We start from the raw sequence: 12,657 nt of genomic DNA, 5'->3' as shown, positions 1-12,657 counted from the left end.
GGGACCGATGAGAGCATCGCCGGACCGCGCCTTCGAGGAGCTGGAGATCAGCGTTCTCCAGGCGGGCGACCATGTCTGGCTCTCGGCGCAGTCGCGGCTGGGGTCCGTGTTCGCGGTCCGACGCCCGCTGCCGGAATGGACGCTTCCCGAGACGGTGTCGGGGAAGCCGGTGGGCGCACCCGCCGACTGGTTGACCGACGCGGTCCGGCACGCGCGCACGGATGCGGGCGTTTCCGCCGTCGAGGTGGGGCGGGTGCTGACGGACCTGGTGTTCGGGGTGCCCGAGATCGTCACCCTGCTCCAGCAGACCCGGGGCACCGCGGGCACCTCGGGCGCCCAGCTGCTCGTCAGGGTGCTCGCGGCGCCGCAGCTCGTGTGCGCGTGGCCATGGGAGTTGCTGTTGGACCCGCAGCAGCCGAACCGATTCCTCGCCATGTCGCGCGACGTCCACATCGTGCGCTCGGGCCGGTCGCGCACCTACCCGATCAGGCAGGCCCCTATCGAGCCGCCGCTCAACATGTTGCTGGTCATGTCGAGCCCGCTCTGGGCGGAGCGCCGCAGCGACGAGGCGCCCTTTGATCTCTACGCGGAAAAGCGCAGCCTGCTCGCCGAACTCCGGCCGATGGTCGAGCGCGGCCTGCTCCGCGTCGTGGTCGAGGACCGTCCGTCAGTGGAACGTCTCCGTTCACGGATGGGCATGCAGCGGAGCGGTTTTCATCTGTTCCACTACCTCGGCCACGCCAACCCCAACGGGCTCAAGCTGGAACGGCGCAACGGTCGCGGCATGCTGCTGCCGAGTCAGGAGTTCGCGATGCTGCTCCAGCAGCTTCCCGACCTGCGCCTGGCCGTGTTCGCGGGATGCGAAACGGCGCGTGCACCGGCGGAGCAGGCCGACGCCCCGGTCTGGCCGGGGCCGCTGTCGTCCGCGGACTACTGCGTGCGCGACGCGTGCCCGATGGTGATCGGAATGCAGGCGGTCCTGCCCTTCGGCACCGAGCGGTTGTTCACCCGGTTCTTCTACCAGGCGCTGACCGCCGGACACCCCGTGGCCGAGGCGCTGCGGCTGGCCCGGCTCGCGATCAAGGGCGACGAGTACAGCGGCGGGGCGCTGCTCAACTGGGCGGTGCCCTGCCTCTTCGTCGGCGGCAGCGAACCGGGTCCGGTCGTCGACCCCGATGCGAAGTCGCTGCCCGCCGCCGTGCCACGCCCCACCGGGCTGCGACTGGGCGTCCGCCAGGGCGAACTCCGTTTCATCTCCCGGCTGGCGGAGCTGCGCGAGTCCGTGGACGTGCTGTCCGGGCACACCTCGGCGCGCCTGCTGTACGTGATCGGGATGCCCGCGACCGGCAAGACCGCGCTTCTCGATCGGGTGCTGGAGGAACTCGACCCTGGCATCGCCTACCTGTTCATCAGCGCCCGACGCCTGCTCGCGGATCAGGACCAGAACCCGGAGCGGGACCCGGTACGCAAGCTCGCCGGTCTGGTCGCCGAACTGATTCAGGCCAAGGGGGTTACGGCGTCGCGGGCGGGGAAGTTCAGGTCCGACGACTGGTGGGAGCGGTTGCTCGGTGATCTCGCTAACGTCCCGCTCGCGATCGTCATCGACGACGGCGACCTGCTCCTCGGCGAGGAGCCCGGCGCCAAGGCTCTTCTCAGGGCGCTCGCCACCCTGACCGAACGTCGCGGACGCGCCCGGCTGGCCGTGGCCAGCACCAGGGACCTCGACGAACTGACGAGCGCGCTGCTGCCCTCGGAGGTACGCACGATCCGGCTCGATCCGCTCTCCTGGCCCGAGGTGTGGCAATGGATTCGGCGAAACCTCCCGGCCCTCACGCGCTACCCGGAGAAGGAGCTGTCCAGGCTCTACGGCGGCCTGCGTCACCTGGAACTATGGGAGCAACTGGCCGATCTCGCCGCTCAGGACGGGGACTTCGACCCGGAGAACCTGCCAAGCCTGGTCAAACAACTCGGCGTCGAGCCGGGCGCGAAGACGACGCCCGCCACGACCTCAGCCGACTTCTTCGGGGCCGAACCCGAACTCGAATCCGAAGCCGTCGCGGCCGGCGGCGACTCGCCGATCCCGGTGCCGGCCAGGCGATCCCTGCGGATCGCGGTCGCGGGACCGTTCACCGCCGGCCGCCGCCACGAGATAGCGGACGCCGTCACCCAGTGCGCGATCGACCACACGGTGCCCGGTCGGGTCGTCGTGGGCGAGCCGGGGGACGACGAATCGGCGATGGCCGAACTGCTTCCCCTCGAGTTGACCTTCTCCGGCGGGGCACCGCCGGACAGCGAGGTGTGCCGCTGGATGAACGAGGCGGGCCGGGCGGGCGCCGACCTCCTCGTCATCGACTACGGGAAGACGGTGCCCTCGAATGCCGAGAACGAGATCATGGCCGCCCTGGCGGCCGACGGACGGCTGATCATCGCCTCGGGGGACCATTCGGACGAGTCGACGTATCCGGCGTGGTGCGACGACGTGCTCGCGGTCGGTGCGATCGAGGACGACGGCTCGCTCACCCACGAGACCCCGTTCTTCCCCGACGTGGGCAAGCCGGACCTCTACGCGCCGAGGACGATCGCGGGCACGTCCTGCGACGAGATCGTCGACGAACCGGAGATGGAGGGCACCACCTTCGCGGCCCTGTACGTCGCGGTCGCCGCGATGTTGGTCTGGGCCACCGACCGTGACCTGAGCGCGAAGGACGTCCGAGGACTGCTCGTCGACACCGCGTCGCCGCTGCCCGTCGAGGGCGGCGGACCCGCTCGACGGTTGGCCGTCGACGCGGCGCTCGAGCGCGTCCGTCGAAACGTCATCGTCGGCACGTTGGGATCCGACGCACTCGAGCTCGGCCAACTCCTGGCCGAGACCTCGATCCGTCCGGAGTTGGCGGTGCCGATACTCGACGAACTCGTGGCGGGCGAGTCCGTTCGCAAGGTGATCAGGAACGGGGTGGAGCAGTTCGAGCGGGGTGTGCGCCGAAAGGACTTGTGATGACGATCGTTACCCCTCGGCCAGCCAAGGAGACCAGCGCGGGCGACGGGCCCGCCGGGACCTTCGAAGCGGAACGGCAGCGACAGAGTGACGCCGCCGCGCAGCGCGCGCGGGAAAGGGCGCCACAACGGGGTGAGCACGTGAGCGTGCTCTCGACGCCAGGCGGGATCGCCGCGGCGGACACCCCGGAACGGATCGCGAAGCGGTTGGATCGGCTGAGCCGCTACTACGCCGGTGAGGAGCCGTCCGCGACGCCGCCAGGGGAGCCACCGGAGATCGTGGTCGAGGAGGCGCTGAACCGGATCAGCGACGTCGTCGACGTCGACGGCAGTACCGAGGTCGTGCTCGAAAAGATCATCAACACAGCGGATTTCGTTGGCGTTCGGTATCTCGACGCCGGGGTGGCGGCGGCGCGCTCCATCTGCCGGGTGGTGATCCGCGACGGGCGCGGGATCGACCAGGGCTACGGCACCGGGTCACTCGTCTCGCCGACGCTGATGCTGACCAATCATCACGTCCTGCCGAGCGGGGACGCGGCGCGCAACAGCGTGATCCAGTTCAACTATCAGGACGGCGTGGACGGCAGGGAACTGACGAAACAGGAGTTCCCGCTCGATCCGGACGGCTTCTTCATCGCCGACCGGGAACGCGACTTCGCGCTCGTCGCGGTTCGCGGCCAGGCCGACCGGCTCGCCCCGTTCGGCTTCAACCGGTTGATCGAGGCGGAGGGCAAGGCGATCATCGGCGACTTCGTCACGATCGTCCAGCATCCCCGGGGCGCCAAGAAGCAGATCGCGTTGCGCGAGAACCGGATCGTCGACATTCCGGAGCGTTTCCTGCACTACTCGGCGGACACCGAGCCGGGGTCGTCCGGATCCCCGGTGTTCAACGACCAGTGGGAGGTGGTCGCGCTGCATCACGCGAGCGTGCGGGCGCCCGCACACACCGAGTTCGGCGGGATCCTGAACGAGGGGGTGCGGATCAGCCGGATCCTTCAGCACCTCCGCGGGCAGGACCTGCCGCCCGGGTGGCGAACCCTCGCGGACCAGATCTTCACCGCGGAACGGGTGGAGTTGCGGGCGGCGGCGGAGGATCGGCCGCAGCCCGACACCGCGCGGCCGGGGGTGGCGGCCCGCGAAGGTGAAGTGACCGTGCAGATTCCGCTGGAGATCACCCTCCGTGTGCGCTCCTCCGGGGGCGTCCTGCCGCCGTCGATTGTTGGCGGCTCGCCGCCGGAATCCGGCGGGTCCCAGCCGGAAGCGATCTCCATCGACCCCGACTACCGCAACCGCGACGGCTACAACCCCGGCTTCCTGCGCGTGCCACTGCCGCTGCCCACTACCGGCGGGCCGCTGGCGGCGGAGGCCTCGCCGGAGCTGCGCTACCACCACTTCAGCGTCGTCATGCACCGGACGCGGGCACTCGCGCTGTTCGCCGCGGTGAACATCGACGGCACACAGTCCCAGAAGCCGCCGCGCGAGGACGACCGCTGGATCACCGATCCCCGGCTTCCGGTGGATCAGCAGACCGGCGAGAAGGTGTACGAGGACAACGATCTCGACCGCGGACACCTGGTGCGCAGGCTGGACCCGGCCTGGGGTCCGGCGGCGAAGGCGGCGAACGACGACACCTTCCACTTCACCAATTGTGCTCCGCAGCACCACGATTTCAACGCGGGCAGCACGCTCTGGCTGGGGCTGGAGGATTACATCCTGAAGAACACCGACAACGCCGACATCGCGGTCAGCGTCGTCACGGGGCCGGTGCTCGCGGCGGGCGACCCCCAGTACCGCGGGGTGTCGCTGCCGAGGCAGTTCTGGAAGACGGTCGCGATGGTCACGCAGAACGGTGAGCTGTCCGTCACCGGGTATCTGCTCAGCCAGGCCGCGCTGCTCGAGGAGTTCTCCGAGGGGGAGGAGTCGTTCTCCTTCGGCGCGTATCGCGCCTTCCAGGTCCCGGTCCGGCGGATCGCCGCGTTGACCGGGCTGGGTCTGGACGACTACATCGTGGCCGATCCGCTCGAGCGGATCGAGGCCAGCGCGCTGCCCCGCGAACTGATCCGCCCACAGGACATCATTCTCTGAAGGTCAACGCCCACAAAGGAGTTCATCGCCATGACCAGCAACGACGCAAGTGTCGAACTGCCGACTCGCCGACAGTGCGGAGCGATGGATGTACACCGGAGGCTGCTGACGGAATCGGAGTCCTACCGGATAGCGCGCGCGGAGATCGAGAATCAGACGATCGAGCTGGAGTCGACCGGCGCGGCCGCGGCCCGCGGTGTCGCACGGATCCCGGTGGTCGTGCACGTGGTGGCGCACACCGCGGAGCAGAACATCTCCGACGCGCAGATCGCGAGCCAGATCGAGGTGCTCAACCAGGATTTCCGTGCCGTCAACGCGGACGTCTCGACGGTGCCCGCCGTCTTCGAGGAACTGGTCGGCGATGCGCAGCTCGAGTTCTTCCTCGCCACCGCCGATCCGCTGGGGCGGCCGTCGACCGGCGTCACCCGGACCTCGACGAACGTCGCGGCGTTCGACCAGGGCGACGGCGTCAAGTTCGTCGAGAGCGGCGGGGCCACCGCGTGGCCCGCCGAGCGCTACCTGAACATCTGGGTCTGCCAGCTCGCGGGTGGGCTGCTCGGTTACGCGCAGTTCCCCGGTGGTCCGCTCGCGACCGACGGCGTCGTGGTCACGCACACCGGCTTCGGGACCGTGGGCACCGCGGCGGCCCCGTTCAACCTCGGTCGCACCACCACCCACGAGATCGGTCACTACCTCAATCTCTTTCATATCTGGGGTGACGACGGCACCGGCTGCCGCGGCAGCGACGAGGTCGACGACACACCCAACCAGGCCGGTTCCAACGGCGGCGTCCCGACCTTCCCGAGCGTCACCTGCAACAACGGCCCCAACGGGGACCTGTTCATGGACTACATGGACTACACCAGCGACGCGGGGATGGTGATGTTCACCAAGGGCCAGGTCGCCCGGATGACGGCGTGCCTGGACGGTGCCCGCAGGCAGTTGTGGACCGAGCTGCACGAGCCGGAACCGGCGGTCCCCCGTGCGGAGATGCCGGCCGGCGAGGTCCCGGTCGCCGGGGTGCAGTCGGCGGACGCCGACACCGTGGGCGTCGTGGGTCAGCCGACGGTGGTCTCCACCGGTTCCGGCCGGATGGACGTGTTCGTGACGGGGGCGGACGGCGCCGTGCACCACAAGTGGTGGGACGGGTCCGGGTGGCGCCCCTCCCAGGACGGCTGGGAATCGCTCGGCCGACCGGAGCGGGCGGCGCGCACCGCCTGGCATGCGGGAAACGGCGAGGTGGCGGACGCGCCATCGGAAATGTCGGCCTCCACGTAGATGGGGGAGTTGTGACGGATCTGTGCGGCCGGTGGGGGCATTCCTTCGAGGAGGACCACGACGGGATCCGGGTCTACCGGCCCGTCGGGTTCGACTTCCCGCGGGCCCGCGGCCGGGACGGAATCGAGTTCCGGCCGGACGGCTCGTACGTGGACTGGGCGATAGGCCGGGGGGACGCCAACGAGGCCCGCGAGGGCCGCTGGGTGTCGGGCGCGGAGGACGAGAGCCTCGAGTTGATGACCGGGGCGGGGGAGCGCCGCGTGGTGCGGATCGTCCAGCACGAGGCGGACCGGCTCGAGCTGGAGATCGGGGGAGCGCCATGACCGGTCCACGAGGGAGGCGAGGTGCGCCGTTGTCCGTCATCCGTCTTACCCGAATCGGGTAGCCGACTACGCATGACGACCCTTCGCGCAGGCCGGGAGAATCGACTGGTACTCGATTCCACCTCACCGGCGAGGCAACCATGATTCGCTACCACCCCCTGGCCCGCGGAACCTTCTCGGGCGAAAGCAGCGGCTACCGGACCCCCGACCGGCCGGACCATCGCGGAGTGGACATCGCCGCGGACACCGGCACGCCGATCTACGCGCCCACCGACGGCACCATCGCGCACGTCGGGATCAACGACGACCCACAGGGTTACGGGTCCTGGCTCGTCATCGACGCACAGGACCAGTGCGGGTTGGACTTCACCTTCGGGCACACCCCGCCGTCGTCCTTCGTCAACCCGGACACCGGGCGGCAGTGGAAGTTCGGGGACATCGTGCACGCGGGTCAGAAGATCGCCGAGGTCGGCAACGAGGGCGGCTCCAGCGGACCTCATCTGCATTTCGAGACGTTCGGTGCGCCCGGCCGCTTCGGTGGGCCGGACCTCGATCCCAACGCCATGTGGCTCTCCGGCGCCGTCGATCCGCGCGAGGCGACGACGGGCAACGGTCAGGCCTCGCTGGTCGGGAAGCTGTTGGTGGACTTCTCTGCCGGTGTCCCGAGCGCGCAGCAGATCCAGGCGGGCGGGTTCGTCGGGGCCATCCGCTACATCTCCGATCCGCGCGCGGGATGGATGATCGGCAAACCCCTGCGCAGGCAGGAGGCCGACGACCTCCGTGCCAGGGGGATGGTCGTGGTCTCCAACTTCCAGTTCGGCAAGTCCGACTGGCTCGGCGGCGCCGAGCAGGGCCGTCGCGATGCCGAGCGCGGCCTGACACTGCACCGCGAGGCAGGCGGTCCGGACACCGCGGTGATCTACGTGTCGGTGGATGCCTCGCCGAGCGAGGACCAGTGGAACACCCTGGTGCGCCCCTACCTGCAGGCATGGCAGGACCGCCTCGGCAAGGCCCGGATGGGCGTGTACTGCAACTATCCGACCATCGACTGGGCGCTGCGCGACGGCATCGGCAGCTACTTCTGGATGCACAACTGGGGCAGCGCGGGTCGCGTGCATCCCGCCGCGCACCTGCATCAGTTCGAGATCGACCAGCAGACGGTCGGCGGGGTCGGCATCGACCGCAACCGCATCCTGAAGGAGCCGTTCGGCCAGTGGGATTCGGTGGCCGTGCCGGTGCCTGCTCCCGCGGTCGAACCGGGTCCCGCCGTCGAACCTGCCCCCGTGTCCTTCGTCGCGCCGAGCCCGACGCCCGCGGCCCCGGCGTCCGTCGCGGCGCCGGGCGGTTACCCGATCGCGTGGTACGGCGGTCCCGGCTACGACGCCGGTCACGGCGCCTACCTGCGAATCTATCTGCACACCACGGAAAATCAGGAGTGGACCACCCGCGCCGAGAACGTCGCCGACTACCAGGCCCGCCAGCAGGACGGCAGCTACCACTACCTGATCGACGACGAACACATCATCAACACCGTCACCACGAAGAACACCGCGTGGGGCGTGCTCAGCGACAACCGCGTCAGCGTCCAGATAGCGATGGTGGGCACCTCGGGCACCGTCGAATCCTGGAGCGGGCCGAACCCGAACCGCGAGGAACGACCCAAGACCCGCGAGCAGTGGCTCGCACACCAGAAGAAGCTCGACATGGTGGCGTTCGTCATCGCAGGCGTCGCAAGGGACTACGACGTGCCGATCGAGCGCGTGGACATCGGCGGGGTCGGGGCGAACCTTCGGGGTGTGAGCAGCCACAACAACTACACCTACGGTTCGGTGGCGCTCAAGGGATTCAAGGACGGGACGCACTGGGACGTACCCGACACCTTCCCGTACGACGTGGTGCTCGCCGCGGCGAAGCGGTACGCGGGGATCAAGGAGGATCCGGACCGCTTCCCGCTGCCTGCCGGTCACTACTGGGGGCCGCTGGACGGTCCCACCGAATCGTGGTCGAACACCTATGGCAACGAGCCGCAGGCGTCGAAGGACGGGCTCAGGCGCTGGCAGGAGGCGATCGGGGTGCCCGGATCGGCCATCTACGACAACGCCACCAAGGACGCGGCCACCCGCATGCAGCAGCTGTGGGGCTGGCCCGTCACCGGCTTCGTCCGCGAGGGCGAGTGGCACGAGGTGATCCGGAACGGGTGGCGGATGCCCGCGCCCCAGCCGCGGATGCTGTCGGCGCCGATCGACCCGGGGCCGAAGGTGCATCGGTCGAGGAAGATCAGGGACGCCACCGGTCCGGGGCTGACCGACCGATTCGGCATGGCGGCAACCGATCTCGGCGTGATGGCGCGCACCCCGTCAGGGCGGATCCTGGCGGTGTTCGGGGACACCTTCCGCGGGCCGCGCGTCGGTGACGGCGACTGGCGCTCGCCGGTGGGCCTGTTCTCCGACACCAAGATCCTGGACGACGGGATCGTCTGGAGCGAGGCGGCGGGCGGCGACCCCGGCTATGCCCGTCAGCTCTGGGACTACCCGCACGACAATCCCGTGTTCTCCACCGTGCTGCCCTCCGACGTCATCACCGTCGGCGACACGATGTACCTGCACGTCATGGTGAACAAGGGCCTGGGGAACGTGGTGTGGACCGAGATCTGGAAGTCGACCGACGACGGCAACACCTGGCGGCACTCGGGCGCCAAGTTCGATGCCGGACTGCACCGTGGGCTCGCCCAGCTGTGGACGTGGGACGTCGCCGAGGACGGCTGGGTCTACGTGTTCTCCACCGGCTTCCAGCGCGACAAGCCGCTGATCATTCGCCGCGTCCGGGCCGAGCGGATCGCGGACCCGGGTGCGTACGAGGGCTGGGGCTGGCGTGACGGCGCCTGGGGTTGGGGCAACGAACCCACCCCGGTGCTGGAGGGTGTGGGGTCGGCGGACAAGTTCGGCGAGATGTGCCTGCGCCGAATCCAGGGCGAATGGGTGTTCGTCAACTTCGACTCCTCCAACGTCGGCGGGTACGACATCGACGTCCGGGTCTTCCGCAACATCACCGACAACCTCTACGAGGCGCACAAGAGCACGCCCATCCGGGGTGTCGGCTGGGGCCAGGAGGGCGACGACGCGGTCGCGCAGCTCTACGGTCCGTCGATCATCCCCGGCTCGAAGCTGGACGGGGGCTTCCACATCCTGCTCAGTCAGTGGAAGACCGACGGCCCGGACGCGGGGTGGCCGTACCGCGTGCTGCAGTTCAAGATCCCGGTCTCGAGCGTCTCCGGGTTCCGTGATGACGGGGCGGTCGCCAGTAGCCATGGTGGTCGCGTGCACATGGTCCCGACCCGGTCCCCGGGTGGCCACTGATTCCGCGCAAGATCCCCGGTAGGAAGGGGCCGCGCCTACAATCCCCCTATGGTCCTTCGGTGGCCATTGATCCCGCGGGGGGACGAGATCGGTGCCTCCCCCCGAGGATCCTCGCGTGGAGTTGTGATCGTCGGTCCCGCCGGGGTGGGGAAGACGACGCTGGCGCGAACCATCGCATCGCGGGCACGTGCCACCAGCCTCTGGGCCGTCGGCTGCGAGTCGACGCGCCGGATTCCGCTCGGCGCCTTCGCCCACCTGATCGAGATCGACGCGGCCCCCGACGCGGCGACGGCGCTCGAGAACGCCTGCTCCGCCCTCGGCGGCCGCGGCGCCGACACCACGATCGTCGTGGACGACGCCGACCTGCTCGACCCGCTGTCCGGGGCCCTGGTCCGGCGGCTCGCCCTGGACGGCAGCGCCCACCTGGTCGTGACCCTCGGCAGCGGCGAAACCGGCCCTGGCCCCGCGCTGCTCGGCGATGGGCTGCTCGAGCGCATCGATCTCGTCGCGTTCACCCGACCCGAGGCCGAGCGGGTGCTCGAGTCCGCGCTCGACGGGCCGCTGGACCGGGTCAGCGCGGAGTGGATGTGGGAGGCGTCGGAGGGCAATCCGCTGTACCTGAGGCATCTACTCGAGGGTTCCTGGGACTCGGGGTTGTTGTTCCAGGTCGGTGGCGTCTGGCAGCTCAGGGACCGCCCGGTGGTGACCGACGAGCTCGCCACGCTGCTCGAGTCTCGACTGTCCACCGCGGAGCCGGTCGTGATGGACGTGTTGCGGCTGCTGGCCTTCGCGGGCGATCTCGACGTGGAGGTGCTCCGCCGCGCCTCGTCGCGCACTGCGGTCACGGCGGCGCACCGGAGCGGGCACCTGCGGATCGGTCCGAACGGGAGCCGACGCGTCGCGCGGCTGTCCCACCCCATCGTGGGCGAGGTGCTCCGCGAACGGACGGCCCCGCTGGCCTCGCGCAGCCTGCGGGGCCGGTTGGTGCGCGCGCTCGCGGAGGACCCGACGGTCGGTGAGGAGCTTCGGATGGCGACGCTCGCGCTTGACGGCGACGCCGACCTGGATGCCGAACTCCTGGCCGATGCGGCCGAACGCGCACTCGCGCTGTGCGATTACCCGTTGGCGGAACGCCTGGCGCAGGCGGCCCTGGACGCCGGCTGCGGGCCGCGGGCGGCGGTGGTCCTCGCGCGGGCCATGACCTGGCAGGGCCGGTCCGAGGAGGCCGATGCGCTGCTCGCCTCGTTCGACCCCCGGGAGATGCCCGAGTACGAGCATCTGGCCTGGGGGCTGTGGCGTTCGACCACCTACTTCTTCGACAACCGGCAGGCCGCGGCCAGGTCGGAGCTGGATGGGCTGCGGCAGCACGCGACCAGCCGCGACGGGCTGGATGTGTTGGCCTCGGCGGACGTGACGTTCGACTTCTTCGCGAACAACGTGCCGCGCGCGATCGAGTCGACGCGAACGCTGTTCGGGGCCGAGGGGAGCTCGGCCCTGGCCCTGGGCTTCGCCGCATCGACCGGCGGGCTCGCCCTGGCCAGGGCCGGTCACGCCGACGAGGTGCCGGAGGTCGCGGCACGCGGCCTGGCGGCGGCGACGAGCACCGGGTTCCTGTTGGGGCGCATGCAGATCGGTGTGGCCGAGGTGTCGGCGGCCGCCCTGTCCGGCAACCTCTCCGGGATCGACGAGATGCTGGCGCGCTATGCGACCGCGACCCCGCCCGGGCGGTCGAGGTGGGTGGTGGAGGGATACATCCACGGGCTCGCGCACCTGGCAGTGGGCCGGGTGGTCGAGGCGGAGGACCAGTTTCGGCGGGGCCGGGCGGCCGCGGTCAACGGCGGCCCGCGAATGTGGGTCGTCTTGTGCGCGATCGGGCTGTGCCAGGCGCTCGGCGCGCAGGGGCGGGTCGAGCAGGCGATTGAAGCCCTCGATTGCGCGGAGGAGTCCTTCGGCGAACATCTCGCGTCGTTCGGACCGGATCTGATGCACGCGAGGGCGTGGATCGTCGCGGCGAGGGGGGAACATCGCGAGGCGGTCAAGGTGGCCCGCGGGGCGGCAACGCTCGCCAGGGCGGGTTCGATGTTCGGGATCGAGGCGATGGCGCTGCACACCGCCGTCCGGTTCGGGGACCGGTCGGCAACCGGCAGGCTCCGCCGCCTCGCGGGCCTGGTCGACGGCCGCTTCGTCCGCGTCGCGGCCGTGCAGGCGCAGGCGTGGCAGACTCACGACGGTCACGGATTAGACGGTGCTGCAGCCGAGTTCGAGACCATGTCCGCGAACCTCCTTGCCGCCGATGCCGCGGCGCAGGCCGCGTTGGCGCATCGGAGGAGCGGCGCCGAACGCGACGAACAACGTTCCGCGGCGACGGCACGTCGGCTCGCCGCCGAGTGCGCAGGGGCGCGCACCCCGGCGCTGAGCCTGCTGGAGAACCCGATGGCGCTGACGAGCCGGGAACGCGTCGTCGCGGCTCTCGTCGCCACGGGCATGACGAATCGGGAGATCGCGCAGCGGCTGACGCTGTCCGTGCGCACGGTGGAGGGGCACGTGCACCGCCTGCTCGCGAAGCTCGATGCCGTCGACCGAGAAGCTCTGGTGGACATCCCATGTCGGGAGGATTGACG

General features: G+C 70.0%; 6 protein-coding genes. All 6 read left to right on the top strand.

What is annotated here, in order from left to right:
- Positions 1-7: 7 nt before the first annotated feature.
- The 6 genes from ACFXMV_RS00335 to ACFXMV_RS00310 all read left to right on the top strand — a co-directional run bounded on the left by ACFXMV_RS00335 (position 8) and on the right by ACFXMV_RS00310 (position 12,655).
- Entirely contained in the window at positions 8-2,995 is a 2,988-nt protein-coding gene (locus ACFXMV_RS00335) for a CHAT domain-containing protein (RefSeq protein WP_378500060.1), read from the top strand.
- Positions 2,995-5,079 (top strand): DNA/RNA non-specific endonuclease, encoded by a 2,085-nt coding sequence (locus ACFXMV_RS00330; RefSeq protein WP_378502724.1) that lies wholly within the window; start codon positions 2,995-2,997, stop codon positions 5,077-5,079. The genes ACFXMV_RS00335 and ACFXMV_RS00330 overlap by 1 nt, the downstream gene beginning before the upstream one ends.
- 30 nt (positions 5,080-5,109) lie before the next feature.
- The gene (locus ACFXMV_RS00325) at positions 5,110-6,357 is read left to right on the top strand and encodes a M43 family zinc metalloprotease (RefSeq protein WP_378498493.1); all 1,248 of its coding nucleotides are present in this window, start codon (positions 5,110-5,112) and stop codon (positions 6,355-6,357) included.
- An 11-nt stretch (positions 6,358-6,368) separates the two neighbouring features.
- Positions 6,369-6,680, top strand: a complete 312-nt coding sequence (locus ACFXMV_RS00320; RefSeq protein WP_378498492.1) for a hypothetical protein — start codon at positions 6,369-6,371, stop codon at positions 6,678-6,680.
- A gap of 140 nt (positions 6,681-6,820) precedes the next feature.
- Entirely contained in the window at positions 6,821-10,036 is a 3,216-nt protein-coding gene (locus ACFXMV_RS00315) for a DUF4185 domain-containing protein (protein ID WP_378502725.1), read from the top strand.
- A 123-nt stretch (positions 10,037-10,159) separates the two neighbouring features.
- Positions 10,160-12,655 (top strand): LuxR C-terminal-related transcriptional regulator, encoded by a 2,496-nt coding sequence (locus ACFXMV_RS00310; RefSeq protein WP_378498490.1) that lies wholly within the window; start codon positions 10,160-10,162, stop codon positions 12,653-12,655.
- The last annotated feature ends 2 nt before the right edge of the window (positions 12,656-12,657 follow it).

The organism is Rhodococcus sp. NPDC059179 (assembly GCF_042754885.1).
In the GTDB taxonomy this organism is placed as follows: Bacteria; Actinomycetota; Actinomycetes; order Mycobacteriales; family Mycobacteriaceae; genus Rhodococcus_G.
The sequence above is the reverse complement of the archived record's forward strand: the minus strand, read 5'-3'. Positions and strand labels throughout refer to the sequence as shown.

Excerpts from the sequence above, each read along its gene's own strand:
- ACFXMV_RS00335 (WP_378500060.1), top strand. The coding sequence starts at position 8 with ATGAGAGCATCGCCGGACCGCGCCTTCGAGGAGCTGGAGATCAGCGTT.
- ACFXMV_RS00315 (WP_378502725.1), top strand. The coding sequence starts at position 6,821 with ATGATTCGCTACCACCCCCTGGCCCGCGGAACCTTCTCGGGCGAAAGC.
- ACFXMV_RS00325 (WP_378498493.1), top strand. The coding sequence starts at position 5,110 with ATGACCAGCAACGACGCAAGTGTCGAACTGCCGACTCGCCGACAGTGC.
- ACFXMV_RS00330 (WP_378502724.1), top strand. The coding sequence starts at position 2,995 with ATGACGATCGTTACCCCTCGGCCAGCCAAGGAGACCAGCGCGGGCGAC.